This window comes from Rhodococcus antarcticus, assembly GCF_026153295.1.
GTDB classification, from domain to species: Bacteria; Actinomycetota; Actinomycetes; order Mycobacteriales; family Mycobacteriaceae; genus Rhodococcus_D; species Rhodococcus_D antarcticus.
In genome coordinates this window covers 2,621,972-2,646,326 of the sequence record NZ_CP110615.1, presented here as the reverse complement: position 1 = coordinate 2,646,326, position 24,355 = coordinate 2,621,972, and the positions used below count along the sequence as shown (strand labels likewise).

24 protein-coding genes, 1 tRNA gene and 1 pseudogene are annotated in these 24,355 nt (G+C 73.8%); 15 read left to right on the top strand and 11 right to left on the bottom strand.

Going from position 1 to position 24,355, the window contains the following annotated elements; all coding sequences use genetic code 11:
* Positions 1-48: 48 nt before the first annotated feature.
* The 4 genes from RHODO2019_RS12910 (at position 49) to RHODO2019_RS12895 (ending at position 3,187) form a co-directional block, all read left to right on the top strand.
* Positions 49-789, top strand: coding sequence for a uracil-DNA glycosylase (locus RHODO2019_RS12910; protein WP_265382174.1), 741 nt, complete (start codon positions 49-51; stop codon positions 787-789).
* Between the two features lie 28 nt (positions 790-817).
* A complete protein-coding gene (locus tag RHODO2019_RS12905) occupies positions 818-2,140 on the top strand; it encodes an NAD(P)/FAD-dependent oxidoreductase (protein WP_265382173.1) in 1,323 nt (440 codons plus the stop codon).
* Positions 2,141-2,171: 31 nt separating this feature from the next.
* A tRNA-Leu gene (locus RHODO2019_RS12900) sits at positions 2,172-2,245 on the top strand.
* A 123-nt stretch (positions 2,246-2,368) separates the two neighbouring features.
* Positions 2,369-3,187, top strand: coding sequence for a Bax inhibitor-1/YccA family protein (locus tag RHODO2019_RS12895; protein ID WP_265382172.1), 819 nt, complete (start codon positions 2,369-2,371; stop codon positions 3,185-3,187).
* Positions 3,188-3,330: 143 nt separating this feature from the next.
* On the opposite strand, the gene RHODO2019_RS12890 is transcribed toward RHODO2019_RS12895, so the two are convergent.
* Both RHODO2019_RS12890 and RHODO2019_RS12885 read right to left on the bottom strand, forming a co-directional pair.
* Complete coding sequence (locus tag RHODO2019_RS12890; protein ID WP_265382171.1) at positions 3,331-4,548, bottom strand: acetyl-CoA C-acetyltransferase; 1,218 nt, start codon at positions 4,546-4,548, stop codon at positions 3,331-3,333.
* A 52-nt stretch (positions 4,549-4,600) separates the two neighbouring features.
* Positions 4,601-5,623 (bottom strand): SGNH/GDSL hydrolase family protein, encoded by a 1,023-nt coding sequence (locus RHODO2019_RS12885; RefSeq protein WP_265382170.1) that lies wholly within the window; start codon positions 5,621-5,623, stop codon positions 4,601-4,603.
* Between the two features lie 78 nt (positions 5,624-5,701).
* Between RHODO2019_RS12885 and RHODO2019_RS12880 the strand changes: the two genes are divergently transcribed.
* From RHODO2019_RS12880 to RHODO2019_RS12870, 3 genes are all read left to right on the top strand, one after another.
* Positions 5,702-7,084, top strand: a complete 1,383-nt coding sequence (locus tag RHODO2019_RS12880) for a cystathionine beta-synthase (RefSeq protein WP_265382169.1) — start codon at positions 5,702-5,704, stop codon at positions 7,082-7,084.
* A gap of 163 nt (positions 7,085-7,247) precedes the next feature.
* Positions 7,248-8,183 (top strand): hypothetical protein, encoded by a 936-nt coding sequence (locus RHODO2019_RS12875; RefSeq protein WP_265382168.1) that lies wholly within the window; start codon positions 7,248-7,250, stop codon positions 8,181-8,183.
* Between the two features lie 50 nt (positions 8,184-8,233).
* Positions 8,234-9,400 (top strand): cystathionine gamma-synthase, encoded by a 1,167-nt coding sequence (locus RHODO2019_RS12870; RefSeq protein ID WP_265382167.1) that lies wholly within the window; start codon positions 8,234-8,236, stop codon positions 9,398-9,400.
* Positions 9,401-9,413: 13 nt separating this feature from the next.
* Here RHODO2019_RS12870 and RHODO2019_RS12865 read toward each other — a convergent pair whose 3' ends face one another.
* Complete coding sequence (locus tag RHODO2019_RS12865; protein WP_265382166.1) at positions 9,414-9,674, bottom strand: hypothetical protein; 261 nt, start codon at positions 9,672-9,674, stop codon at positions 9,414-9,416.
* A gap of 100 nt (positions 9,675-9,774) precedes the next feature.
* Here RHODO2019_RS12865 and ilvA point away from each other — a divergent pair, with 100 nt between their 5' ends.
* On the top strand, positions 9,775-10,998 hold the full coding sequence (ilvA, locus tag RHODO2019_RS12860; protein ID WP_265382165.1) for a threonine ammonia-lyase: 1,224 nt from the start codon (positions 9,775-9,777) through the stop codon (positions 10,996-10,998).
* Between the two features lie 69 nt (positions 10,999-11,067).
* Here ilvA and greA read toward each other — a convergent pair whose 3' ends face one another.
* Both greA and RHODO2019_RS12850 read right to left on the bottom strand, forming a co-directional pair.
* A complete protein-coding gene (greA, locus tag RHODO2019_RS12855; protein WP_265382164.1) occupies positions 11,068-11,559 on the bottom strand; it encodes a transcription elongation factor GreA in 492 nt (163 codons plus the stop codon).
* 206 nt (positions 11,560-11,765) lie between these two features.
* Positions 11,766-12,206, bottom strand: coding sequence for a DUF4307 domain-containing protein (locus tag RHODO2019_RS12850; RefSeq protein WP_265382163.1), 441 nt, complete (start codon positions 12,204-12,206; stop codon positions 11,766-11,768).
* Between the two features lie 153 nt (positions 12,207-12,359).
* Here RHODO2019_RS12850 and mca point away from each other — a divergent pair, with 153 nt between their 5' ends.
* Both mca and RHODO2019_RS12840 read left to right on the top strand, forming a co-directional pair.
* Complete coding sequence (gene mca, locus RHODO2019_RS12845) at positions 12,360-13,238, top strand: mycothiol conjugate amidase Mca (protein ID WP_265382162.1); 879 nt, start codon at positions 12,360-12,362, stop codon at positions 13,236-13,238.
* Positions 13,238-13,504: a hypothetical protein gene (locus RHODO2019_RS12840; protein ID WP_265384764.1), complete on the top strand. Its 267-nt coding sequence runs from the start codon at positions 13,238-13,240 to the stop codon at positions 13,502-13,504. The genes mca and RHODO2019_RS12840 overlap by 1 nt, the downstream gene beginning before the upstream one ends.
* Before the next feature lie 4 nt (positions 13,505-13,508).
* Here the strand turns inward: RHODO2019_RS12840 and RHODO2019_RS12835 are convergent, their stop codons facing one another.
* From RHODO2019_RS12835 to RHODO2019_RS12815, 5 genes are all read right to left on the bottom strand, one after another.
* Positions 13,509-14,192, bottom strand: coding sequence for a lysophospholipid acyltransferase family protein (locus RHODO2019_RS12835; protein ID WP_265382161.1), 684 nt, complete (start codon positions 14,190-14,192; stop codon positions 13,509-13,511).
* A gap of 10 nt (positions 14,193-14,202) precedes the next feature.
* Positions 14,203-15,702: a sensor histidine kinase gene (locus RHODO2019_RS12830; RefSeq protein WP_265384763.1), complete on the bottom strand. Its 1,500-nt coding sequence runs from the start codon at positions 15,700-15,702 to the stop codon at positions 14,203-14,205.
* A 32-nt stretch (positions 15,703-15,734) separates the two neighbouring features.
* On the bottom strand, positions 15,735-16,454 hold the full coding sequence (locus RHODO2019_RS12825; RefSeq protein WP_265384762.1) for a response regulator transcription factor: 720 nt from the start codon (positions 16,452-16,454) through the stop codon (positions 15,735-15,737).
* Between the two features lie 171 nt (positions 16,455-16,625).
* Positions 16,626-17,555, bottom strand: a complete 930-nt coding sequence (locus RHODO2019_RS12820) for an oxygenase MpaB family protein (protein WP_265382160.1) — start codon at positions 17,553-17,555, stop codon at positions 16,626-16,628.
* 103 nt (positions 17,556-17,658) lie between these two features.
* Positions 17,659-18,105, bottom strand: coding sequence for a DUF1707 SHOCT-like domain-containing protein (locus RHODO2019_RS12815; protein WP_265382159.1), 447 nt, complete (start codon positions 18,103-18,105; stop codon positions 17,659-17,661).
* Positions 18,106-18,308: 203 nt separating this feature from the next.
* On the opposite strand from RHODO2019_RS12815, the gene RHODO2019_RS12810 reads away from it, so the two are divergent.
* Positions 18,309-18,986: a response regulator transcription factor gene (locus RHODO2019_RS12810; protein ID WP_265382158.1), complete on the top strand. Its 678-nt coding sequence runs from the start codon at positions 18,309-18,311 to the stop codon at positions 18,984-18,986.
* Here RHODO2019_RS12810 and RHODO2019_RS12805 read toward each other — a convergent pair.
* Positions 18,959-20,356 (bottom strand): sensor histidine kinase, encoded by a 1,398-nt coding sequence (locus tag RHODO2019_RS12805; RefSeq protein WP_354005536.1) that lies wholly within the window; start codon positions 20,354-20,356, stop codon positions 18,959-18,961. The two genes, RHODO2019_RS12810 and RHODO2019_RS12805, sit on opposite strands and share 28 nt — an antisense overlap.
* 472 nt (positions 20,357-20,828) lie before the next feature.
* On the opposite strand from RHODO2019_RS12805, the gene RHODO2019_RS12800 reads away from it, so the two are divergent.
* The 4 genes and pseudogenes from RHODO2019_RS12800 to abmR form a co-directional block, all read left to right on the top strand.
* Positions 20,829-22,052, top strand: a complete 1,224-nt coding sequence (locus RHODO2019_RS12800) for a Mur ligase family protein (RefSeq protein WP_265384760.1) — start codon at positions 20,829-20,831, stop codon at positions 22,050-22,052.
* Positions 22,042-22,794, top strand: coding sequence for a type 1 glutamine amidotransferase (locus RHODO2019_RS12795; protein ID WP_265382157.1), 753 nt, complete (start codon positions 22,042-22,044; stop codon positions 22,792-22,794). The genes RHODO2019_RS12800 and RHODO2019_RS12795 overlap by 11 nt, the downstream gene beginning before the upstream one ends.
* Positions 22,795-22,894: 100 nt before the next feature.
* Positions 22,895-23,539, top strand: a complete 645-nt coding sequence (locus RHODO2019_RS12790) for a DedA family protein (RefSeq protein ID WP_265384759.1) — start codon at positions 22,895-22,897, stop codon at positions 23,537-23,539.
* Between the two features lie 226 nt (positions 23,540-23,765).
* Positions 23,766-24,335 (top strand): annotated as a pseudogene (gene abmR / locus RHODO2019_RS12785) (ATP-binding transcription factor AbmR); the annotation flags it as partial.
* Between the last annotated feature and the right edge of the window lie 20 nt (positions 24,336-24,355).

Below are 24,355 nucleotides of genomic sequence, written 5' to 3'. Positions count from 1 at the left end.
TCGCAGGCTAGCGGCGGCCCCCGACGGGACGGGGCATACCGTGGCCAGGTGCCGGACTCGATCGCGCAGGTGGACCACGACGTCGTCGCGTGCCGGCGCTGCCCCCGCCTGGTGGCCTGGCGCGAGGAGGTCGCCGCCACCCGGCGAGCCGCGTTCCGGGACGAGACCTACTGGGGCCGCGCCGTTCCCAGCTTCGGGCCGGCCGACGCGTCGGTGCTGGTGGTGGGTCTGGCGCCGGCTGCGCACGGGGCGAACCGGACGGGGCGGATGTTCACCGGCGACCGCTCCGGCGACGTCCTGGTGGCCGCGATGCACGCCGCCGGGCTGGCCAACCAGCCCACGAGCACCCGCGCGGACGACGGGCTGGAGCTGATCGGCACCCGGATGGTCGCGCCCGTGCACTGCGCGCCACCGGCCAACCGGCCCACCCCGGCCGAGCGCGACGCCTGCTCGCCCTTCCTGCTCCGCGAGCTCGAGCTGCTGCGCCCCACCGTCCGTGCCGTGGTGGTGCTCGGGGGCTTCGGCTGGCAGGCGTTCCTGCCGGTGGCCGCCCGGGCCGGATGGGTGGTGCCGGTGCCGCGCCCGCGCTTCGGCCACGGTGCGCGGGTGGTCCTCCACCACACCGACGGCGGCCCGCCGCTGACCGTCCTGGGCTGCTACCACGTCAGCCAGCAGAACACCTTCACCGGCCGCCTCACCCCGGCCATGGTCACCGACGTGCTGGTCGCGGCCCGTCTGGTCGCCACCACGGGGCACCCACCGGGTGACGGCGCCACCCCGCCTTCGTGATCGGTGCAGTTGGTGGGAGGATCACCGCGTGAGCACGCAGAGCGGTCCCACCCGCATCCTGGTCGTCGGCGGTGGCTACGTCGGCATGTACACCGCCTTGCGCCTGCAGAAGAAGCTGCGGGGCAAGGAGGCGCAGATCACGGTCGTCGATCCGCAGCCCCACATGACCTACCAGCCCTTCCTGCCCGAGGCAGCGGCCGGCTCCATCGAGCCGCGCCACGTCGTGGTGCCGCTGCGGCGGGTGCTGAAGAAGTGCACGGTGCTGACCGGTCGGGTCGACAAGGTGGAGCACGCGACCAAGCGGGCGTGGGTCTCCAACTCCGACGGCTCCACCGAGGTACTGTCCTACGACATCATCGTCATGTCGCCGGGGTCCATCGCCCGGACGCTGCCCATCCCGGGCCTGCCCGAGCAGGGCATCGCGTTCAAGACCGTCGGCGAGGCCATCTACCTGCGCAACCACGTGCTGAGCCGGATGGACGCGGCCTCGGTCACCCAGGACGCCGAGCGCCGCAAGCGGATGCTCACCTTCCTCGTGGTGGGCGGTGGCTACGCCGGCATCGAGGCGCTCGCCGAGCTCGAGGACATGTCCCGCTTCGCCACCCGCTACTACAAGGGCGTCTCGCCCGAGGACATGCGCTGGGTCCTCGTGGAGGCCAGCAACCGGGTCATGCCCGAGGTGAGCCCGAAGATGGGCGTCTACACCATCGCGCGGCTCGCCGAGCGGGGGATCCAGGTCTACCTGGAGACGCGGGTGGACACCATGGTCGGCGGGCACGTCCAGCTCTCCGACGGCACGGAGTTCTCCACCGACACCATCGTGTGGACCGCCGGTGTCAAGGCGAACCCCATGCTGGCCAACACCGACCTGCCGCTGGACGAGCGGGGCCGGCTGCGCTGCACCGCCCAGCTGCAGGTGGTCGGCGTCTCCGGGGCGTTCAGCGGGGGCGACTGCGCCGCGGTGCCCGACCTCACCAAGATCGACGAGGAGCCGGCCGCCACCTGCAGCCCGTCGGCGCAGCACGCGGTGCGCCAGGCCAAGGTGCTCGCGGACAACGTGGTGGCGGCGGTGCGGGGCAAGGAGGCCAGCGACTACAAGCACAAGTACGCGGGATCGGTCGCCAGCCTCGGCCTCTACCGCGGGGTGGCCGACGTGTACGGGGTGAAGCTCAAGGGTCTCCCCGCCTGGGGGATGCACCGGGCATACCACCTGTCGAGGATGCCCACCACGAACCGCAAGGCGCTCATCCTCGTCGGCTGGATCATGGCCCTGGTGTTCCGCCGCGACGTCGTGGCCCTGGCGCAGATCAACGACCCCAAGGCCGAGTTCGACCGGGCCGCAGCCAGCTGACGGACGGGCTCGGTAGGGTCCGCCGACGCGGGCCCCCGTAGCCCAGCCGGCAGAGGCAGGCCCCTTAAAAGGGTCCCAGCGTGGGTTCGAGTCCCACCGGGGGCACGGTGGAGATCCGCGTCGTGCCGGTAGTGTCCGGATCGTCCGGGTGGGAACCCCGGGCCTCGTAGATGCGTTGTACGAAGTAGCGGAGATCCTCCGCCCTCAGCACGAGAAGGGACCACAACGGTGCGCACCAGCAGCAACCCGGTGTTCCGCAACCTGCCCGCGCAGGGCGGCTACGCCTCCTTCGGCCCCGGCCAGACCGGTCAGCAGAGCGCCCCCCAGGGCTACGGTCAGCAGCCCTACGGGCAGCCGCAGCCCTACACCACGGGCCGCACGATGACCGTGGACGACGTGGTCACCAAGACGGCCTCCACGCTGGGCGCGCTCGTCGTCACTGCCGGGATCTCCGCCTTCCTGATCAGCCAGAACAACTCCCTCGCGCTGCCGTTCCTGCTCGTCGGCGGGATCGTCGGCTTCGTCCTGGTGCTGGTGGCCACCCTGGGTCGCAAGATGAACCCCGCGATCGTGCTGTCCTACGGCGTGGCCGAGGGCCTGTTCGTCGGGGCGATCTCCTACGTCCTCGAGGCCACCACCGTCGGCACGATCGTGCCGCAGGCGGTCATCGGCACCGTCGGCGTCTTCGTCGGCATGCTCGTGGTCTACAAGACGGGTGCGGTCCGCGTCACCCCGCGGCTGACCAAGATGGTCATGGCCGGCCTCATCGGCGTGGTCGTGCTGGTGGTCGCCAACATCATCGCCGGATTCTTCGTCGACGGTGGCCTGGGCCTGCGTGACGGTGGACCGCTCGCCATCATCTTCAGCCTCGTCATCATCGCGCTGGCCGCGTTCAACCTCCTGCTCGACTTCGACCAGGCCGACAAGCTGATCCGCGCGGGCGCGCCGGAGAAGGCGGCCTGGGGCGTCGCACTCGGCCTGACCGTCACCCTTGTGTGGCTGTACGTCGAGATCCTGCGGCTGCTGAGCTACTTCAACCGCGGCTGAATCTCCGCCCGACCCCGACGGCCCCGCAGCACGCGCTGCGGGGCCGTCGCGCGTCTCCCCGCCCCTCGAGCGAGGGGCGCCCCCGCCCGCACGCACGAGGGCCCGGTCGCACACGGCGACCGGGCCCTCGGAGCGGGTGGGGATCAGCTCAGGCGCTCGAGCACCATCGCCATGCCCTGGCCGCCACCGACGCACATCGTCTCCAGCCCGAACGTGCCGTCGTGGGTGGACAGGTTGTTCAGCAGGGTCGTGGTGATCCGCGCGCCCGTCATGCCGAACGGGTGGCCCACCGCGATCGCGCCGCCGGAGACGTTGAGCTTGTCCTCGTCGATGCCGAGCTCGCGGGCCGAGCCGATGACCTGCACCGCGAAGGCCTCGTTGATCTCCACGAGGTCGATGTCGGAGATGCTCATGCCGGCCAGGGCGAGAGCGCGCTTCGAGGCCTCGATCGGTCCCAGGCCCATGATCTCCGGTGACAGCCCCGAGACGCCGGTGGAGACGACGCGGGCCAGCGGGGTGAGGCCGAGCTCGGCGGCCTTGGTGTCGCTCATGATGACCAGCGCGGCGGCACCGTCGTTGAGCGGGCACGCGTTGCCGGCGGTGATGAGGCCGTCCGGGCGGAACACGGGCTTGAGCTTGCTGACGGCCTCGTAGGTGGTGCCGGCACGGGGGCCGTCGTCGGTGCTGACCACGGTGCCGTCGGCGAGGGTGACCGGGGTGATCTCGCGCTCGAAGAAGCCTGCCTTGATGGCCTCCTCCGCGCGGTTCTGGCTGCGAACGCCCCAGCGGTCCATCTCCTCGCGGGTGATGCCGGTGACCTGGGCCACGTTCTCCGCGGTCTCGCCCATGGAGATGTAGGCGTCCGGGATGAGGCCGTCCGCGCGCGGGTCGTGCCAGGTGACCCCACCCTGCGCGGCGGTGGCCGTGCGCGCCTCGGCCTCGGCGAAGAGCGGGTTGCGGGTGTCCGGCAGGGAGTCGGAGTTGCCGCTGGCGAAGCTGGAGACGCTCTCGACGCCGGCGGAGATGAACACGTCGCCCTCGCCGGCCTTGATGGCGTGCAGGGCCATGCGGGTGGTCTGCAGCGACGAGGAGCAGTAGCGGGTGACCGTGGTGCCGGGCACGGCGTCGTAGCCGAGCTGCACGGCGATGACGCGCGCCATGTTGAAGCCCTGCTTCCCACCGGGCAGCCCGCAGCCCAGCATGAGGTCGTTGATGGTGTTCGGGTCCAGCTCGGGCACCTTGGCCAGGGCGGCGGCGATCATCTGCGCCGCGAGGTCGTCGGGCCGAATGCTCGCGAGCGATCCCTTGAACGCACGACCGATGGGCGAGCGGGCGGTCGAGACGATGACGGCCTCGGGCATCGCGGTACTCCTTCGTTGCGGTGGTTGGCTCGGCACCGAGCCAACCACGAGGTTACGGGCCGGTGCTCCCGCCTCCGAGCCGGAGGCGCCGCGCTGCCGCGGAGCCGCCGTCTCGGGCCCGCCGGTACAGGTGCTCGTTCAGCGCGGCCGTCACCCGGGCGGTGGGTCGACGGGCATCCGCGGTGGCGGAGCGGCGCGGCGGCTCGGGCAGCGGCCCGCCGCCCCACACCCCGAGCTCCGAGCACAGCGCGGGCAGCAGCAGGGCCGCGGCCGCCTCGTAGCCGGCGGCCGAGGGGTGGAAGCGGTCCGGCGAGAACAGCGCGTCCGGCCGGGTGAGGAACTCCGGGCTGAGCAGGTCGGCCACGGCCACCGGGTGGCCACCGGCGGCGAGCACGGCGGCCCGCTGCTCGCGCGCCAGCTGCAGGCTCCAGGTCCGGGCGACGCTGCGCAGCGGCTGCGGGATCGGCCGGATGGCGCCGAGGTCGGGGCAGGTGCCTACCACGACGGCGGCGCCGAGCAGCCGCAGCCGCTCGACCACGAGCCCGAGCCGCAGGGCCGAGGAGGAGGGGGACAGCTTGGCGGTGACGTCGTTGGCGCCGACGATGATCACGGCCGCGTCCGGGGCCGTGCCGCCCGAGGCCTCGAGGCACCGGTCCACCTGGGCGTCCAGGACCCGGGAGTTGGCCCCGACCGCGGCGTGGGTGACCAGGCGCACAGGCCGCTCGGTCTCCTCGGCGAGCCCACGCGCCAGCAGCACGCCCGGCACCTCCTCCGCGGTCTCGCAGCCCAGTCCCGCCGCCGAGGAGTCGCCCAGCAGCACCAGGAACAGCTCGTCGGGCCCGCGCGGGTCGTGCGGCGGACGGGGAGCGCCGCCGTCGGGGGAGTAGACCCCGTCTGCCTTCGGGGGCAGGCGGTTCGGCGGTCCGATGACGGCGCGCGCGGTCTTGGACTGCTCGACGAGCAGCTTGTAGCCGGCGCCCACCGCCGTGCCCGCCGAGCCCGCGCCCACAGCAGCGGCGATCGACCAGGTCCGCGCCCGCACCACCGCAGCCGACCTCCGCTCCACCTCGTCCACCGCCGTCCTGCGCCCGCGACGCTAGTCCTCACCCGGGCGGCGGCCGCAGTCCGCGAGCGGGCCTGAGACGATGGGGTCATGCGCATCGCTGAGCACATCGTCGACCTCGTCGGGAACACCCCCCTGGTACGGCTGCACTCCGTCACCGCCGGGATCGGTGCCACCGTCGCCGCCAAGGTCGAGTACCTGAACCCCGGTGGCAGCGTGAAGGACCGCATCGCGGTGAAGATGGTCGACGCCGCCGAGGCCAGCGGGGAGCTCCGCCCCGGCGGGACGATCGTCGAGCCCACCTCGGGCAACACCGGTGTCGGGCTGGCCCTGGTGGCCCAGCGGCGCGGCTACCACTGCATCTTCGTGTGCCCGGACAAGGTCAGCGAGGACAAGCGCAACGTGTTGCGCGCCTACGGGGCCGAGGTCGTCGTGTGTCCCACGTCCGTGCCGCCGGACCACCCCGACAGCTACTACTCCACCTCCGACCGTCTCGTCCGTGAGACCGAGGGTGCGTGGAAGCCCAACCAGTACGCGAACGTCAACGGGCCCGCCAGCCACTACGAGACCACCGGTCCGGAGATCTGGGCCGACACCGACGGGAAGATCACCCACTTCATCTGCGGCGTGGGCACCGGCGGCACCATCACCGGGACCGGCCGCTACCTCAAGGAGGTCTCCGGCGGCAAGGTCCAGGTCATCGGCGTGGACCCCGAGGGTTCGGTGTACTCGGGCGGGACCGGACGGCCGTACCTCGTGGAGGGCGTCGGCGAGGACTTCTGGCCCACCGCGTACGACCCGTCCATCCCCGACGGCATCGAGGCCGTCTCCGACGCGGACGCGTTCAACATGACCCGCCGCCTGGCCCGGGAGGAGGGCCTTCTCGTGGGCGGCTCCTGCGGGATGGCCACGGTGGGCGCGCTGCGCGTGGCGGCGACCCTGCCCGACGACGCGCTCGTGGTGGTGCTGCTGCCCGACGGTGGCCGCGGCTACCTGTCCAAGATCTTCAACGACGACTGGATGAGCTCCTACGGCTTCCTGCGCTCCCCGCTGGACGGCCACGAGGTGCAGACCCGCGTGGGCGACGTGCTGCGCGGCAAGTCCGGTGAGCTGCCCGACCTGGTGCACACCCACCCCGGCGAGACGGTGCGCGACGCCATCGAGATCCTCCGCGAGTACGGGGTGTCGCAGATGCCCGTCGTCGGTGCCGAGCCGCCGGTGATGGCCGGCGAGGTGGCCGGCAGCGTCAGCGAGCGCGACCTCCTCGACGCGGTGTTCGCCGGCCGCGCCCACCTGGCCGACCCGGTGGCCCAGCACATGAGCCCGCCCCTGCCGCTGCTCGGGGCCGGTGAGCCCGTCTCCGCCGCCACCGAGGCGCTCGGAACCATCGACGCCGTCATGGTCGTCGACGACGGAAAGCCCGTGGGCGTGCTCACCCGGCACGACCTGCTCGGGTTCCTCAGCGGCGTCTGACGCGCGGGTGGCCTCCGGGCCCGGGGGTGTTCCTGCCCGGGCCCGCCGTCACCGCGGGCTCGGTGCGCTCCTCGCCCCGGGCAGCGGCCGACTCGGCTAGCGTCGCCCCGCGGGGGACCCCCTCCGCCCGGACCGCCCGGATCGTCCAGACCGAGGTGAGCCCGTGACCGACCAGCCCGACGACCAGCGTCCAGCCGAGCCCGGGTCCGGGTCCGGCGCGCTCAACTTCGGGTACCGCGACGTCGACGGTCGTCAGGTTGCGTCCTCGGAGGCCACCCAGGTGGTCTCCCGGTCGACCACGTCGGGCCCCGCGGCCGAACCGGGAGCCGCCGACCGCACCCAGGTCGTCCCACGGGGCACCACCCCGCCGGGGCCGTCGGTGTGGGGAGCGCAGCCCCAGCAGCAGCCCGCGCCACCGCCGGCGTGGGCGGCCCCGGCCGGTCGGACCGCTCCGGACCCGCAGTGGGAGAAGGCCCGACCCGCCCTTCCGCAGGCGCCCCAGGGCCACGGCCAGGCACCCCGGCCCGGCCACGGCCCGCCCACCCGGTCCGGCCACGGCCAGGCACCCCAGGGTCCCTGGCCGGCGCCGCAGGCGTGGAACCAGGCACCCCTGGGCTACGGGCCGCCCCCGCAGCCGGGCTGGGGTCGGCCCGCGCAGGCCCCGGTGGGCCACCAGCAGCCCTACCAGGGCCAGCAGTGGGCTCCCGTGCAGCCGGGCTGGGGGCGCCTGGTGGTGGACACGAGCTTCTTCCCGCTGGCCTTCGTCCTCTACCTGTTCGGCCCCCTGGTGACGGTGGACGGCCAGGAGCGTGGCCGCACCTGGGGCCGCGTCGCGATCGACGTCCCCGCCGGGCAGCACCGGGTGGACGTGCTCACCCGGTACCTGTTCCCGATCGCCCAGGCGTCGTTGGACGTGGTGGTGCAGCCCGGTCAGGAGGTGCCGGTCTTCTACCGCACGCCGGCCATCATCTTCATGTCCGGGTCCATCGGTCACGTGCCGCAGGGCACCAAGGGGCTGCTGCTGATGGTGGTCCTGCCCCTCGGGATCCTCGGGCTCGTCCTCCTGCTCCTGCTGCTCGTGGTCGTCGTCGGTCGCTGACCCCCGGACCCTGGCTCGGCGCACCGTCCCGGGGTGCCTAGGCTCGACCCATGCCTGACTCCCGCGACCCCGCCCGCACCCCGGGCTTCGCCACCCGCGCCATCCACGCCGGGCAGGCGCCCGACCCCACCACCGGTTCGGTCATCGTCCCGATCCACGCCACCTCCACCTACGCCCAGGACGGTGTGGGCGGCCTGCGCGGGGGCTACGAGTACTCCCGCACCGGCAACCCCACGCGGACCGCCCTGCAGGAGTGCCTGGCCGCGCTGGAGGGCGGGGCGCACGGCCTGGCGTTCTCCTCGGGCATGGCGGCCACGGACGCGCTGATCCGCGCCACCCTGCGCCCCGGTGACCACCTCGTCATCCCCGACGACGCCTACGGCGGCACGTTCCGGCTGATCGACAAGGTGTTCTCCCAGTGGGGCATCACCCACACCCCGGTCCCGCTGTCCGACGTGGCCGCCGTCCGGGCCGCCCTCCAGCCGAACACGAGGCTGGTGTGGGTGGAGACCCCCACGAACCCGCTGCTGAACATCGCCGACATCACGGCCATCGCCGAGGTCGCGCACGCCGGTGGCGCGAAGCTCGTGGTGGACAACACCTTTGCCTCCCCCTACCTGCAGAACCCCCTGGCGCTGGGGGCGGACGTGGTGCTGCACTCGACCACCAAGTACGTCGGTGGCCACTCCGACGTGGTCGGCGGCGCGCTCGTCACCGACGACGGCGAGCTGCGCGACGCCCTGGCCTTCCTGCAGAACGGTGCAGGGGGCGTGCCCGGCCCGTTCGACGCGTGGCTGACCCTGCGCGGGGCCAAGACGCTGGCGCTGCGGATGGAGCAGCACAGCACCAACGCCGAGCTCGTGGTCGAGGCGCTGCTGCGCAACCCCGCCGTGGCGAGCGTGCTCTACCCGGGCCTGGCCGAGCACCCCGGGCACGCCGTGGCCGCACGGCAGATGAGGCGCTTCGGCGGCATGGTGTCGCTGCGCATGGCGGGTGGTCGCGAGGCGGCCGAGAAGCTGTGCGCGGCCACAGAGATCTTCACCCTGGCCGAGAGCCTGGGCGGGGTGGAGTCGTTGATCGAGCTCCCTGCCGCCATGACGCACGCCTCGACGGTGGGCTCGATGCTGGAGGTGCCGCAGGACCTGGTCCGGCTCTCCGTCGGCATCGAGGACGGTGCAGACCTGGTGTCCGACCTGGAGCAGGCACTGGCCCGCTGAGCCGACCGGAGCCTCAGGGGCGCACGCCGACGGGTGCACGGCCGTCGAGGGTGGCCAGGGGGGCTCCGGGCACCACCAGGTCTCCGGCCGAGACGCAGCCGCCCTCGAGCACCACGACGCCGTCGGCCCGGGTGACGAGCCGGCCGGGGTCGGCGCACCCCGCCCCGGCCACGGTCGCCACGGCGGCAGCGAGCATGCCCACGACGACGGCGGCCACGGCCAGCAGCGCGGCGGGCGAGTGCCAGGTGGCGGAGCGGTCCCGTCCGTCCCGCACGACCACCACCTCCTCGGCTTCACGTCGACCTCACGACCACGGTACCGGCGTGGACCGGAGGGCGCAGACGGGGCGGTGGTGGCTGGCAGGATCAGCGGCCATGGACCTCGTGAGCCTCGACCAGATCCGCGCGGCCGCCACCCTGCTCGAGCCGGTCGTCCGGAAGACCCCCGTGGTGGCCTCGCGCGTGCTCAGCGATCGCACGGGGGTGCCCGTGCACCTGAAGTGCGAGAACCTCCAGCGCACCGGGTCGTTCAAGATCCGCGGCGCCTACACCCGCATCCACGGGCTCACCGACGCCGAGCGCGCCCGGGGTGTGGTGGCCGCCAGCGCGGGAAACCACGCCCAGGGGGTGGCACTGGCCGCGGACCTCCTGGGGGCCCGGTCCACGGTGTTCATGCCCACCGGCGCGCCGCTGCCCAAGCTCGCGGCCACCAAGGCGTACGGGGCGCAGGTGCACCTGGTCGGCGAGGTGCTCGAGGACGCCCTGGCCGAGGCCGTGGAGTTCGCCGAGCGCACCGGGGCGGTGTTCATCCACCCCTTCGACCACCTGGACGTGGTGGCCGGGCAGGGCACGGTGGGCCTGGAGATCGTCGAGCAGCTCCCGGACGTGGGCACCGTGCTCGTGTGCACCGGGGGCGGGGGGCTGGTCGCCGGGGTGGCCGCCGCGGTGAAGGCGCTCAAGCCCGGGGTGCGGGTGGTAGCCGTGCAGGCCGAGCAGGCCGCGGCCTGGCCGGGCTCGCTCGCCGCCGGTCACCCGGTGCGGCTGTCCAGCATGTCCACCATGGCGGACGGCATCGCCGTGGGGGCGCCGGGGCCGGTCACCTACGCCCACGTCTCCCAGCTGGTGGACGAGGTGGTCACCGTCAGCGAGGACGCGCTGTCCCGGGCCCTCGTGCTGTGCCTGGAGCGGGCGAAGATGGTGGTCGAACCGGCCGGGGCAGCCGCCGTGGCCGCGCTGCTGGACGGCGTGCTCGGGGACCTGGAGGGCCCGGTGTGCGCGGTGGTCAGCGGCGGCAACGTGGACCCGCTGCTGCTCGTGCACGTGGTCCAGCACGGGCTGACGGCCGCACGCCGCTTCCTGGCCCTGCGGGTCACGGTGCCCGACCGGCCGGGCTCGCTGGTGGGGGTGCTGACGACCGTGAGCGGGACCGGGGCGAACGTCATCGACGTGGCGCACTCCAGGCTCACCGGCACGCTGGCGCTGGGCGAGGTGGAGATCGCGATCACGGTGGAGACCCGGGGCGCGGAGCACTGCAGCGTCGTGGTGGGTGCCCTGCGTCGTTCGGGGTACGTGGTGGCGGAGGAGCCCGTCGGCGCCTGAGTCCGCGGCTCGGCACGCCGGGGGCCCGCCCCGTCACGGTCACGGGACGGGCTCGGCGGGGGAGCGTGGTCAGGGGCGGTAGGGCTCCGCGCTGGTGAGCGTGACCTTCATGCTGCCGCCGTTGGGCAGCGTGTACTCGCGGGTCTCGCCGACCTTGGCGTCCAGCAGCGCCTTGCCCAGCGGGGAGCTCGGCGAGTACACCTCGAGGTCGCCGTGGCTGCCCTCCTCGCGGGTGGCGATGAGGAACGTCTCGCCGTCGCTCTCGTCACCGTCGTAGTAGACCTTGACGACGGAGCCGGGCAGCGCCACGCCGGAGCGGGTGGGCGACTCGCCGACCTTGGCGTTGTTCAGGAGCTCCTGCAGCTGGCGGATGCGCCGCTCCTGCTGGCCCTGCTCCTCACGGGCGGCGTGGTAGCCGCCGTTCTCCTTGAGGTCGCCCTCCTCGCGCCGGTCGTTGATCTCCGCGGCGATGGCCACGCGGTTCGTGATGAGACCGTCGAGCTCCGACTTGAGCCGGTCGTGCGACTCCTGGGTCAGCCAGGTCACCTGCGTGTCGGTCATGGTGATCGTCACTCCTCGTGTCGGTCGTCGCCGCTGGGCGGGCCAGGAGGCCCGTCCGCCGTGGTCGCCCCGACCTGCGTGCTGGTCGGGGCGGGTGCTGCGTCAGACGACGAAAACACGGCCCCGAACCGGCGCCGCGCAGAAGACCAAAGGTACCACGCGGGGTCCGTTGAACGTGCGTCGTCGCAGGTCAGGGGTGGTGAAGGCTAGGGAACGAGGTAGGCGGGGACGGTGAGTCCGCAGCCGTAGACGTCGCTGGCCACGGGAGGCTTCGACGTGCGCACGGTCGACGTCACCGTCATCACGCCCTCGGTGCTCGGCGGGATGTAGACCTCGCGGCGGCCGGTCTCGCTCCCGTCGAGGGACCGCGCGCGGAGGATGCACACCGCCGGCTGCGAGGGGTCGTCCCGGGTGACGTCGAAGCGGATGCTGACGGTGGAGTCGTCGACGAGGGTGAACGCGAGCTGGTCCCCGCTGACGGGGGCGGCCGACAGGTTCTGGTAGCCCACCCACGCCACCCCGAGGCCGAACAGACCTCCCGCCACCGAGATCGCCACGGTGCGTCGGCGGGTGCTCTGCCCGGTGGCGGGTGCGGCCTCGCGCCCCGCGTTGCGCGAGTAGCGGCCGGGGGGCAGCGGTGCGGTCACGGCGGGGCTCCTGGGTGGTGGCTGGGGTGCTGCGGCGGTGCGGAGCAGCAGAGGGTGGGATCATCGTGGTGGCGCGCGACGTTCTGGCGGGGGACCGGACGTCGCAGCACGAGGTTACGACGGAGCAGGGACGACGGAGCGGTGAGGACGGCAGTGAGCGGACTGAGGTTGATGGCGGTGCACGCGCACCCCGACGACGAGTCGAGCAAGGGCGCGGCGAGCACCGCGCGCTACGTGGCCGAGGGCAACGAGGTCATGGTGGTCAGCCTGACCGGCGGCGAGCGGGGCGACATCCTGAACCCGGCCATGGACACCCCCGGCGTGCACGCCCGCATCCACGAGGTGCGCCGCGAGGAGATGGCCCGGGCGGCCGCGATCCTGGGTGTGCAGCACCGCTGGCTCGGCTACGTGGACTCCGGCCTGCCCGAGGGTGACCCGACGCCGCCGCTGCCCGAGGGGTGCTTCGCGCTGGCGCCGCTGGAGGAGGCCACCGAGAAGCTCGTGCGCCTGGTCCGCGAGTTCCGGCCGCACGTGGTGACGACCTACGACGAGAACGGCGGCTACCCGCACCCGGACCACATCCGGTGCCACGAGGTGTCCGTCGCGGCGTTCGAGGCCGCCGGGGACCCGGACCGCTTCCCGGAGGCCGGAGAGCCCTGGACCCCGCTGAAGCTGTACTACTCGCACGGCTTCAGCAAGGCACGCCTGGAGCGCTTCGACCAGGCCATGACCGATGCCGGTCTGGAGTCGCCGTTCGCCGAGTGGCTGGCCGGCTGGGATCCCGCGCGGCCCGACGTCATGGAGCGGGTCACCACCCAGGTGCCCTGCGCGGAGTTCTTCCCGGTGCGGGACGAGGCCCTCAAGGCGCACGCCACCCAGATCGACCCCACGGGACGCTTCTTCGCGGTGCCGATGGAGCTGCAGCAGAAGCTGTGGCCCACCGAGGAGTACGAGCTCGCCCGCTCGCTGGTGGACACCTACGTGCCCGAGGACGACTTGTTCGCCGGTGTGCGGGAGCTGGTGCAGCAGTGATGCTCGTCGGGGCGCACCTCGCGACCACGGTGCTCGGTCAGTCGACCACGGGCGGGAACGGGACGGGCGCGGAGTTCGGCAAGTCCGCGCCGATCGGGCTCGTCGTCATCCTCCTGCTCCTCGTCGCGCTGGTCCTGCTCATCCGCTCGATGAACCGGCACGTCAGGAAGATGCCGGAGAGCTTCGACGAGCCCGTGCCCCGGGGCAGCGCCACGTCCCGCCCGCTCGGGCGGGCGGGCGAGGACGGGACCCGCTCCGACGGCTAGCGGCTCACGCCTCCTCGGCGCGGTCCTTGACCGAGGAGGCGTAGACGTCCACGTACTCCTGGTCGGACAGGTCGGCGATGGCGGTCATGATCTGGTCCACGATCGCCCGCTCGGCCCACCGGTCGCCGGACATCCCGTCGTAGCGGGAGAACTCCATGGGCGCGCCGAAGCGGATCTCGATGCGGTGCGGCCGCCAGAAGGTGGTGCCCGGGGGGTTGAGCTTGTCGGTGCCGATCACTGCTACCGGCACCACGGGCGCACCGGTCTCCAGCGCCACCTTGGCCACCCCCGTGCGGCCCTTGTACAGCCGTCCGTCCGGGGAGCGGGTGCCCTCCGGGTAGATCCCGAACGCCATGCCGCTGCGGACGATGGCGATGACCACGTCCACCGAGGCCGAGGCGGCCGAGGCGGCCCCCCGGTCCACCGGGATCATGCCGATGCTGGTGAAGAACCACGCCTTGGTGCGCCCGCGGAAGCCCGTGCCGGTGACGTACTCGTGCTTGCCCAGGAAGTTCACGGGGCGCTTGATCACGAGGGGGACGACGAAGGAGTCGGACACCGAGAGGTGGTTCCCGGCGAGCACCACCCCACCGGTCGCGGGCACGTGCTCGAGCCCGGTGACCACCGGTCGGCTCCACAGCCGCATCAACGGACCGGGGAAGACGTGCTTGAGCAGGCTGTAGAACACGCCCCGGAACCTACCTGTGTGCGGGCTCACCCCGTGCCGCTGCACCGGTGGACACCTGCGGCAGCCGCACGGTGAACGTGGCTCCGGCGCCGGGGACGCTCGTCACGCACACCGTTCCCCCGTGCGCCGCGACCAGCGCCGCGACGATGGACAACCCCAGACCCGTGCCCCCGCTGGCCCGGGCGCGCGAGGTGTCCGCGCGGTAGAACCGCTCGAACACCCGCTCGGCGTCCTCGGGGTCGAGGCCCGGACCGGTGTCGGCCACCTCGAGCACGGCCTCGGCGGGGCCGGCGGGGGAGTCGAGGGTGCCCACCCGGACGGTCACCACGGCTCCGGTGGGGGTGTGGCTCAGCGCGTTCGTGACGAGGTTGCCCAGCACCTGGCGCAGCCTCCCCTCGTCGCCGAGCACCTCCGGGACCCCGGGCCCGTCGAGCACCTCCAGGCGCACCGTGCGGCCCGGGGCGACCGCACGGGCGTCGTGCACGGCGTCGCTGGCCAGGGTGAGCAGGTCGACGGGATCGCGCTCCAGGGGGCGCTGGGCGTCCAGGCGGGCCAGCAGCAGCAGGTCCTCCACCAGCAGGCCCATCCGCCGGCTCTCACCCTCGATGCGTCCCATGATCCGCGCGACGGCGGCCGGGTCCGCGGCGGCACCCTGCCGGTAGAGCTCGGCGAACCCGCGGATGGTGGTCAGCGGGGTGCGCAGCTCGTGGCTGGCGTCACCCACGAAGCGGCGCATCTTGTGCTCGGAGGCCGTGGCCCGGCGGGTGGACTCGGCGCTGGCGTCGAACGCGGTCTGGATCTGGGTGAGCATGCCGTTCAGGGCGAGCGAGAGGCGGCCGACCTCGGTGCCCGGGCCACCCTCGGGCACCCGCCGGTCGAGGTCGCCGGCGGCGATCGCGGCGGCCGTGGCCTCCACCTCGGTCAGCGGTCGCAGGCTGCGCCGCACCACCAGGTAGGTCAGCCCCCCGAGCAGCACCAGCACCACGGCCCCGATGACGAGCAGCAGCTCGGTCAGGCGGGCGATGGCGGCGCGGTCGTCGGTCAGGCTGATGGCGGTGGTGAGCACGGCCGCCGCGCCGGTGGAGGTGACGTAGCCCGAGACGGAGATGGCGCGCCACGGGCTGCCGTCCGCGGCCGTCACGGTGTACGGGTGCGGGTCTGCGCCCGCTCGGTCGGCGGCGGGGGCCGGGAGCACCGGCTGCGCCCGCCCGAAGTCGCTGGTGTCGGAGTAGCTGGTGACCTGGGTGGCACCGGCCAGCGTGTAGCCCACGTAGTAGCGGCTGGGCGGGAGACCACCGCCCTGCTCGCCCAGGCGGCTGGGCGGGATGCGGCTGGCCTGCACGAGCTGGCTGTCGGTGCGGTCGCGCAGGAACCCGGAGAGCTGGGTGGTAGCGGCGAACCCGGAGGCGAGCAGGCCCAGGGCCACCAGCGCCACCAGGGCGAGGACCAGCGTGACCCGCAGCGGCAGGGAGCGGCGCCGGCCTCCCGGGGGGGTGGGGGCCGGCGCCACGGACGGGGTGGCTGCGGGGGTGACCGGTGTGCTCACGTCCGGGGCAGGCGCAGCACGTACCCCACGCCGCGCAGGGTGTGCAGCAGGCGGGGCTCGGTCGTGTCGATCTTGCGGCGCAGGTAGGAGACGTAGCTCTCGACGACGTTGACCTCGCCACCGAAGTCGTAGTTCCACACGTGGTCGAGGATGCGCGGCTTGGAGAGCACCGTGCCGGCGTTGACCATGAGGTAGCGGAGCAGGGTGAACTCGGTGGGCGAGAGGCTGACCGGCTCGCCGGCCTTCCACGCCTCGTGGGTGTCGTCGTCGAGCTCGATGTCGGCGAAGGTCATCCGGGAGGAGCTGGGCAGCTCGTGCAGGGCTCCGCTGCGGCGCAGCACCGACCGGATCCGCGCCACCACCTCCTCGAGGCTGAACGGCTTGGTCACGTAGTCGTCGGCGCCGAGGGTCAGCCCGGTGATCTTGTCCTGCACCGAGTCGCGGGCGGTGAGGAACAGCACCGGTGAGCGCACCCCGTCGTCGCGCAGCCGCCGCAGCAGCCCGAACCCGTCCATGCCCGGCATCATCACGTCGAGCACGAGCAGGTCGGGGCGGAAGCTGCGCGCCACGTCCAGGGCCTGCACCCCGTCCGCCGCGGTGGCCACGTCGAAGCCGACGAAGCGCAGGCTGGTCGAGAGCAGCTCGACGATGTTGGGCTCGTCGTCCACCACGAGCACGCGGGCCTCGGGAGCGGTCGCTGCGGTCACGCCGACGATGGTGCCACCGACCTCTGTGCCGTGGCTGGGGGTTTCCTGGGAACGGGCTGTGCGCCGCAGGGTGCGGGTCACAGGCTCGGGTCGAGCCGGTGGGCGGTCGCCGGCGAGGTCATGACGCGACCGTGGTCCCGCGGTCTGGGACGAGGCTGGGACCCCCCTGTGCGCCTGCTGTCAGGCCACCCAGCTCGGCGCCGGGCCCCGCCCCAGGCGCCACCGCGCCGCGTCCTCGGACGGGCTGCGGGGACCGAGGGCCACCTGGAACACCCGGAGCTGGGTGCGGGTGAGCCCGAGCCGGGCGCGCTCGCGCACCCCGTGACCGCCGCGGCCGCGGACGTCGGCCAGCGGGGCGATGGTCGGGGAGACCAGCAGCGCTGCCCCGCCGGCGAGCCCGTCGTAGAACAGAGCCTCGGGCCGGCTCAGCCCGGGTGGCGCGGACAGGAACGCGCGCAGCTCGTCGGGCACCGGCTCCAGCACGGGGGCGCAGGCGGCGATCGCCTCGGCCAGCTCGGCCTGGCTGGTGGGCAGGTCGGTCGCGCCGAGCGCCCGGGCGCTGCGGGCCCAGTCCGCCACGTAGGCGTCCGGCCACCGGGGGCCGAAGCGGGCCATGTCCCGGCCCACGGCGAGCTGCGCGGCGAGGAAGGCGTCGGTGAAGGCCAGGTGCACCCAGCGCAGCAGCTCGGGGTCGCCCGCGGCGTAGGCGCGCCCGTCCGGGTGGGTGCCCCTGACCTTGCGGTGCAGGCCCCGCACCCGGGCGGACTCCCGCTCGGCGAGCTCGGCGGAGCCGAAGGTGCTCACCACGAGCCAGCGTGCGGTGCCGGCGAGCCGTGCCCAGGGGTCCTCGCGGTAGGCGGAGTGCCGCTGGACGCCGAGCACGGCCAGCGGGTGCGCGGCCTGGCCGGTGAGCGCGGCCACCCCGCCCACCAGGGTCGAGAGGTCCCCGTGCACCCGCCAGACCACGCCGTCCGGGTCGAACCACCCCTCGCCCCCGCCGACCAGGGCGATGTCGCGCACCCAGTCCGGCGCACCGGTGGGATCGCCGGAGACCCGGGCGCGGAAGGCCGACCGGGCCTGCTCGGGGATGGCGGTCAGCGCGGGGATCACCCGACCATGGTGCGCGCTGCCGGGCCGGCCTGCAGGCGCGCACCGGTGCGCTCGGGCCGCACGCACCGCCCCGGCCGCGCCGACGGCAGGGGTCCGTGCCGGTTCAGCCCCCCGTCAGGTGCTCGCCGTCCTCGGGGGAGAAGGCCATCTCCAGCCCGGCGGACAGCGCCACGACCGCGACGACGACCGCAGCGAGGACGACCAGCCCACCGAGCACCCGCTGGCGGACCGTGGCGGTGAGCACCGCGGCTCGGACCGCGCCGAGCACGTGCACCACCAGCGCGAGCAGCCGCGGGAGCCACCCCGCCACCGAAGGGTCGCCGGGCGCGAGCTCGTCCACGGGCAGGTCCCGGACCAGCGGCGGCAGGTCGTGCCGGAAGCGGGCGGCGTGTGCCCCGGCGAGGCGCTCCTCGACCTCCTCGAGGGTGAGCATCCCGGCGCCGAGCGCCTCCTGCAGGATCCGCTCGACCCGGTGGCGGTCCGCGTCGGAGGCCCGCACCGCGGGCTCGTCGAGCACCGGGGGCGTGACGGTGGGGGTGGTGGACGACATGGCGGGTCCTCTCGTCGAGCACGGGTCGGGCTGCGCACGAGCGTGGGCCGACCCCGCTGAGCCTCCGCTGAGGACCCGGTGGGTGGCGCCGGTCGCCCCACCACCGTGGTGCCCGGGTTCCTCACCGGGGCGCGCGAGCGTCCGGGTTCAGCGGGCTCACAGCGAGAGCTGAGCAGGCTGGTCCCCACCAACGAGGAGGTGCCATGAGAGTGCTGCTGGTGGAGGACGAGCAACACCTCGCGGAGACCCTGCGGCGCGGGCTGGTCGCGGAGGGCTTCGTGGTGGAGGTTGCCGTCGACGGCGCCGAGGGCCTGTGGCGGGGAACCGAGCGCGCCTTCGACGTCATCGTGCTGGACATCATGCTGCCGCTGATGAACGGCTACGACGTGCTCAAGAACCTGCGCGTGCGCGAGGTGTGGACCCCGGTGCTGATGCTGACCGCCAAGGACGGCGACTACGACCAGACCGACGCCTTCGACCTCGGGGCCGACGACTACCTCACGAAGCCGGTCAGCTTCCCGGTCCTGGTGGCGCGGCTGCGCGCCCTGCAGCGCCGGGGGGCACCGGCACGACCGGTGATCCTCACCGCCGGATCGCTGAGCATGGACCCGTTGCGCCGCTGCGTCACCCGCGGTGACGTGGAGCTCTCGCTGACCCCGCGCGAGTACGGCGTGCTGGAGTTCCTGCTGCGCCAGAAGGGGCTGGTCGTGACCAAGGCCGAGATCCTGCGCGGCGTGTGGGACGAGCACTACGAGGGCGACGACAACGTGGTCGAGGTGTACGTGGGGTACCTCCGCCGCAAGATCGACGCACCGTTCGGCACCACCTCGATCGAGACGGTGCGCGGGGTGGGCTACCGCTTCTCCGCGACGGGCGGATGAGCGGGACCGGCCAGGGGCAGTCGCACGGTCACCCGTGCCCCGCCGTCGTCGGACTCCCCGACCACGACGGTGCCGCCGTGCGCGGCGACGATCTCCGCGACGATGGCCAGACCCAGACCTGAGCCGCCCGCGGACCGGGCCCGGTCGGTGTCGAGGCGGACGAACCGTTCCAGGACCCGCGTGCGGTCCACGGCGGGGATCCCGGGGCCGTCGTCGGAGACGGTGATGACGGCGTGGGCGCCGTCGGTCGTGCATCCCAGGACGATCGTGCGCACGGCGTGCCGCACCGCGTTGTCGACGAGGTTGCGCACCGTGCGGACCAGCTGGACCGCGTCACCCCGGACCTGGGTGGGGTGCACGCGCGACACCGCGCCGATCGTCGTACCCGCGCGCACCCGGATCACCTCGGCGTCGAGGATGTCGTCCAGGTCGACGTCGACCACCCGCAGGGCCAGCCCCCGCTCGTCGGCCCTGGCCAGCAGCAACAGGTCGTCGACGAGGTGCTGCATCCGCTGGGCCTCCGGCAGCAGCCGGTCACGCACCAGCTCGACGTCGAGGAAGCCCGGCCGCTCGGCACCGAGCTCGAGCGCCGCGGTGAGGGTGGACAGCGGGCTGCGCAGCTCGTGGGAGGCGTCGCCGACGAAGCGCCGCTGCGCGGTGTGCCCGTCCTCGATCCGGCCCAGCATCGAGTTCAGGGTGACGGCCAGGCGCGCGATCTCGTCGTGGGTGGCGGGCACCGCGAGCCGGTCGGACAGGTCGGCGGTGGTGATCGCGCTGACGGTGCCCCGCATCCGCTCGACCGGGCGCAGCGAGCGGCCCACCAGCAGGTACGTCGCCGCACCGACGACCACGACGACGACCGGCACGCCGAGCGCGAGCAGCGCCGCCACGGTGCTCAGCGTCTCGGAGACGGGGTCCTGCTCGGCGGCGACCACCACCGTGAACGTCCCGGTGGGGCCGGCCGCGGCCTCGGTGACCACGCGGTAGTCCGCGCTCTCGCGGGCGCCCCGGACCTCCGTGACCCTGGTGGTGGCACCGGTGGGCAGCGCCGGTGCGAGCGCCTCGGACGGGGCGCCCTCCGACGCGACCAGCACCGCCCCGCCGGCGTCGAGGACCTGGACGACCGAGGTGCGCCCGGTGGTGGCGAGCAGCGTCCGGTCGAGCTCGGCCGGGGCGTCGGTGCGCAGCTGCGCCACGATGTCGGCGGCACGGGACTGCGAGGCGGCGTCGGTGGAGGACTCCAAGGAGGCCCGCAGGACCCAGAGCAGGGCCAGCGACGCCACCGCGAACGCGACGGTGACCACGACGACCGCGGCCATCGTGGACCGCACGCGGACTCCCCACGTCGCCGGGTGGAGCCTGATCGTCACGAAGGACTCCTTCTCGCGGGTCGCGGGTCGGGATCCGCGGCCGTGGGAGCGACGATGCCGCCCGCCTCCTGTGCGGTCGCTGAGACCCGCCGGCAGGGCTGTGGCCCGGGCTCCGCCGTCGATCGGTCCCGGCGCCGTCCTCAGCGGGGGCCCCGCCCCGCCCTGCCACGCTGCCCTGGGAGCGGGCGCCGTCCGGCTCGCGCATCCCGCCCCGGCGGACCGCCCGCTGCCGTGCGCCCACCGGCGCGAGGGTGACGCGGTCCTCCGCGGGAGCCCCGCGGGTCACCGTCCGGTGCCCGTTCCCCGCGCCGGGTCCGTGTGCCCCGCGTCTCATCCGCGCGCGCCTCAGCGCCCTCACAGCAGGGTGGGGCCACCGTATGCTCAGAACGCGACAGACCGGGGAGGGAAAGTGGTGGTGGACACGCTCGTGGACGCCGGAAGCAGCGGGGTCGACCCCGCACGACCGCTGCCCCTGGGTCTGCGGGCCCGGGCTGCGGTGGCGGCCGGGAACCTGACCGCGGCGGTGTCCCGGGCCAGTGGCATGGGCGCCGGGTCCATCATCGGGGGCAGGGTGTCGCTCGCGCTGGACCCGCACCTGCTGACGAGGCTGACCGCGGGCCGCGGGGTCGTCGTCGTGACGGGGACCAACGGCAAGACGACGACGGCGGCGCTGATCGCGGCTGCCCTCGGTACGGCGGGCCGGGTGGCGTCCAACACCGGTGGCTCGAACATGCTGGACGGCCTGGTGGCGGCGCTGACCCGGGACCGCCAGGCCCCGCACGCGGTCCTGGAGGTCGACGAGCTGCACGTGCCGCAGGTGCTGGACTCCGTCGACCCCGCCGTCCTGGTCCTGCTCAACCTCACCCGTGACCAGCTCGACCGGGTGGGGGAGGTGGCGCACCTGATCACGACCCTGCGCACCGCCCTCGTCCGCCGGCCGGGCTGCCTGGTGGTGGCCAACCCCGACGACCCGGCCGTGGTGGCCGCCGTGCCCGACGGAGCCCGGGTGGTGTGGGTGGCCACGGGCAGCTCCTGGGAGCACGACACGGTGGTCTGCCCCCGGTGCGCCCAGGTGCTCACCAGGTCGGACGGAGACTGGTGGTGCGGCTGTGGGTTGCGCCGGCCGGTGCCGGACTGGCGCTTCGACGAGAGCGGCTTCACCGGTCCCGGTGGTGCTCACGGTCCGCTGGTGGTGGCACTGCCGGGGCTGTTCAACCGGGCGAACGCCACCGTGGCGCTCGCGGTCGCGGACGCGTTCGGGGTGTCCCTGGGCCGGTCCACCACCGCGGTGGCCGCGGTGGTGCAGGTCTCCGGCCGCTACCGCCAGGTGCGGCACCGGGGTCACGACGTGCGGCTGCTGCTGGTCAAGAACCCGGCGGGGGCGACGGAGATGCTCGGGGTGCTCGCGGGCGGGACCTCCGAGCTCGTCCTCGTGGTCAACGGCCGCGAGGCCGACGGACGCGACCTGTCCTGGGTCTGGGACGTGCCCTTCGAGCAGCTGGCCGGCCGGCGGGTCACCGTGGCGGGCGAGCGGGCCAGCGACGTGGCCGTGCGCCTGGGTCACGCCGGGGTCCCGCACCGGGTGGTCCACGACCCGTGGGCCGCGCTGGCGGGTCTGACCGAGCCCACGGTGGACGTGCTGGCCAACTACACCGCCTTCCGGGACCTGGTGCGGGGCCTCGACCGTGCGCGGTGACCGGGAGCTGACGGTGGCGGTGGTCTACCCGTCGCTGCTGGGGACCTACGGCGACGCCGGCAACGCCCTCGTGCTGCAGCGCCGCCTGCAGTGGCGGGGCCTGCGCGCCCGGCTGGTGGCCGTGGAGGTGGGTGAGCCGGTGCCGGAGCACTGCGACGTCTACGTGCTCGGGGGGGCCGAGGACGGGGCCGGCCGGACCGCTGCGGACATGCTCGCCGGTGACCGGGGGCTGCGGCGAGCCGTGGCCGCGGGGCGCCCGGTGCTGGCGGTGTGCGCGGGGCTGCAGATCCTCGGCCACGAGGTGCGCACCCACACCGGGCAGGACCACGCGGGCCTGGGGCTGCTCGACCTGACCACCGCACCGCGCGCGGCGCGGGCGATCGGCGAGGTCACCGGCCGGCCGGTGGGCGGCTGGAGCGCGGACCTGCTGTCGGGCTTCGAGAACCACCGCGGGTCCAGCGTCCTGGGATCGGCCGCCCGCCCGCTGGCGACCGTGCTCAGCGGCGTGGGCAACGGGGCGGGCGAGCCGGTGGAGGGTGCCGTGCAGGGCAGCATCGTGGCCACCTACCTGCACGGGCCCGTGCTGGCCCGCAACCCGGCGCTGGCGGACTGGCTCCTGGAGTCCGCGGTGGGTGAGGCGCTCGAGCCGCTGGAGGTGGAGTCGGTGACGCGGCTGCGCGCCGAGCGGCTCGGCGCGGTGCGCGCACACGGCCGCGTCCGGGGCCGCACGACCACCCGGTGAGCGTGCCGGGGCGGCCTCGTGCGGCAGGCGCCGGCGGTCGGGACACCGCGTGCTCTCAGCGACCCCACAGCGCTCGCCGGGCACCGTGTCCACCGTGTCGATGACTGCAGCGCTGTCCGATCCGTCCACCCTCGCACTCGGGCCGTCCTTCCTGGACCCCGCCACGCTGCTGTCGAGCTTCGGCCTCGCCGGGGTCCTCGGGGCGGTGTTCGCCGAGACGGGACTGCTGGTCGGGTTCTTCCTGCCCGGCGACTCGCTGCTGTTCACCGCCGGGCTGTTCACCGCCCAGCCCGACCCGTTCGCCCCGCTGTGGGTCCTGCTCCTGCTGGTCCCGGTGGCTGCGATCGTCGGCGACCAGGTGGGCTACCTCATCGGTCGACGTACCGGCCCGGCGCTGTACTCCCGCCCGGACTCCCGGCTGTTCAAGCAGCGCTACGTGACCCAGGCCCACGAGTTCTTCGAGAAGCACGGCTCACGGACGGTGCTGCTGGCGAGGTTCATCCCGGTGCTGCGCACCTTCGTCCCCGTGCTGGCCGGGGTGTCGGCCATGAGCCACCGGCGCTTCACCACCTACAACGTGGTCGGCGGCATCGTGTGGGGAGCGGGCGTGGTCACCCTGGGCAACCTGCTCGGCGGGGTGGCGCTGGTCCGGGACCACGTCGAGGTCATCCTGGTCCTCATCGTGGCCCTCTCGCTCGTCCCGGTGGCGGTCGAGCTGCTCCGCGCGCGGCGTCGGACACCCTGAAGCCTGGCGGCCACGAGGTGCCGCTGGACCGACGCCCGGGCTCGTGCTGAGTCGACTGGGAACAACAGTCCTTGGTCTTCGTTGTAATACGTGTAATGCTGTAATCACAGCATACGCGACGAAGGAGACCACGATGCACCACGGACACAGGTTCCGCCCCGGTGGCGGACGTTCAGGCGAAGGTTTCGGCCCCGGTGGCGTCGGCCGCGGTGGCCGGGGAGAGGGACGCGGCCCGGGCGGTCGAGGGGGACCCGGCCGGCGAGGGGGCCCGCCGCAGGCGGACCTCCCGAGCACGGACGACGCTGCGGCCTGGTTCGCCGGGCGGCTGCCCGACGGCTGGTTCACGGGAGCGCCGGAGGTGAGCACCGACCGGGAGGAGATCCTCGTGGTGGGTGATCTCGGCCCGCTGGAGCTCGACGGGGACGACCCCGCGGCCCGCTCGGCAGCGGAGTCCGGCCGCATCAGCCGCTTCCGCGAGGAGACCCGCGAGGTGCGGATCGAGATCGCGCAGCAGGCGGAGCACCGCTACGGCCGCAAGGTGGCCTGGGGCGCCCGGCTCGGTGGCAGCGAGGAGCTGTTCACCACGATCTCGGTGCCGGTGATGACGCGGCTGCGCCAGCCCGAGCGCCAGGTGCTCGACACGCTCGTCGACGCCGGGGTGGCCCGCTCGCGCTCCGACGCCCTGGCGTGGGCCGTGCGGCTGGTCGGTGAGCACGCCGAGGAGTGGCTGGGCGAGCTGCGCCAGGCGATGAGGACCGTCGAGGAGGTCCGGGGCAAGGGGCCCGACCTGTCGTGACGGACACCGGTGGTGGGGCG

Bases quoted from the DNA above. Each gene is read 5' to 3' on its own strand.
- RHODO2019_RS12890 (WP_265382171.1), bottom strand. From the start codon at position 4,548: ATGCCCGAGGCCGTCATCGTCTCGACCGCCCGCTCGCCCATCGGTCGT.
- RHODO2019_RS12880 (WP_265382169.1), top strand. From the start codon at position 5,702: ATGCGCATCGCTGAGCACATCGTCGACCTCGTCGGGAACACCCCCCTG.
- RHODO2019_RS12870 (WP_265382167.1), top strand. From the start codon at position 8,234: ATGCCTGACTCCCGCGACCCCGCCCGCACCCCGGGCTTCGCCACCCGC.
- ilvA (WP_265382165.1), top strand. From the start codon at position 9,775: ATGGACCTCGTGAGCCTCGACCAGATCCGCGCGGCCGCCACCCTGCTC.
- greA (WP_265382164.1), bottom strand. From the start codon at position 11,559: ATGACCGACACGCAGGTGACCTGGCTGACCCAGGAGTCGCACGACCGG.
- RHODO2019_RS12840 (WP_265384764.1), top strand. From the start codon at position 13,238: ATGCTCGTCGGGGCGCACCTCGCGACCACGGTGCTCGGTCAGTCGACC.
- RHODO2019_RS12815 (WP_265382159.1), bottom strand. From the start codon at position 18,105: ATGTCGTCCACCACCCCCACCGTCACGCCCCCGGTGCTCGACGAGCCC.
- RHODO2019_RS12810 (WP_265382158.1), top strand. From the start codon at position 18,309: ATGAGAGTGCTGCTGGTGGAGGACGAGCAACACCTCGCGGAGACCCTG.
- RHODO2019_RS12790 (WP_265384759.1), top strand. From the start codon at position 22,895: ATGACTGCAGCGCTGTCCGATCCGTCCACCCTCGCACTCGGGCCGTCC.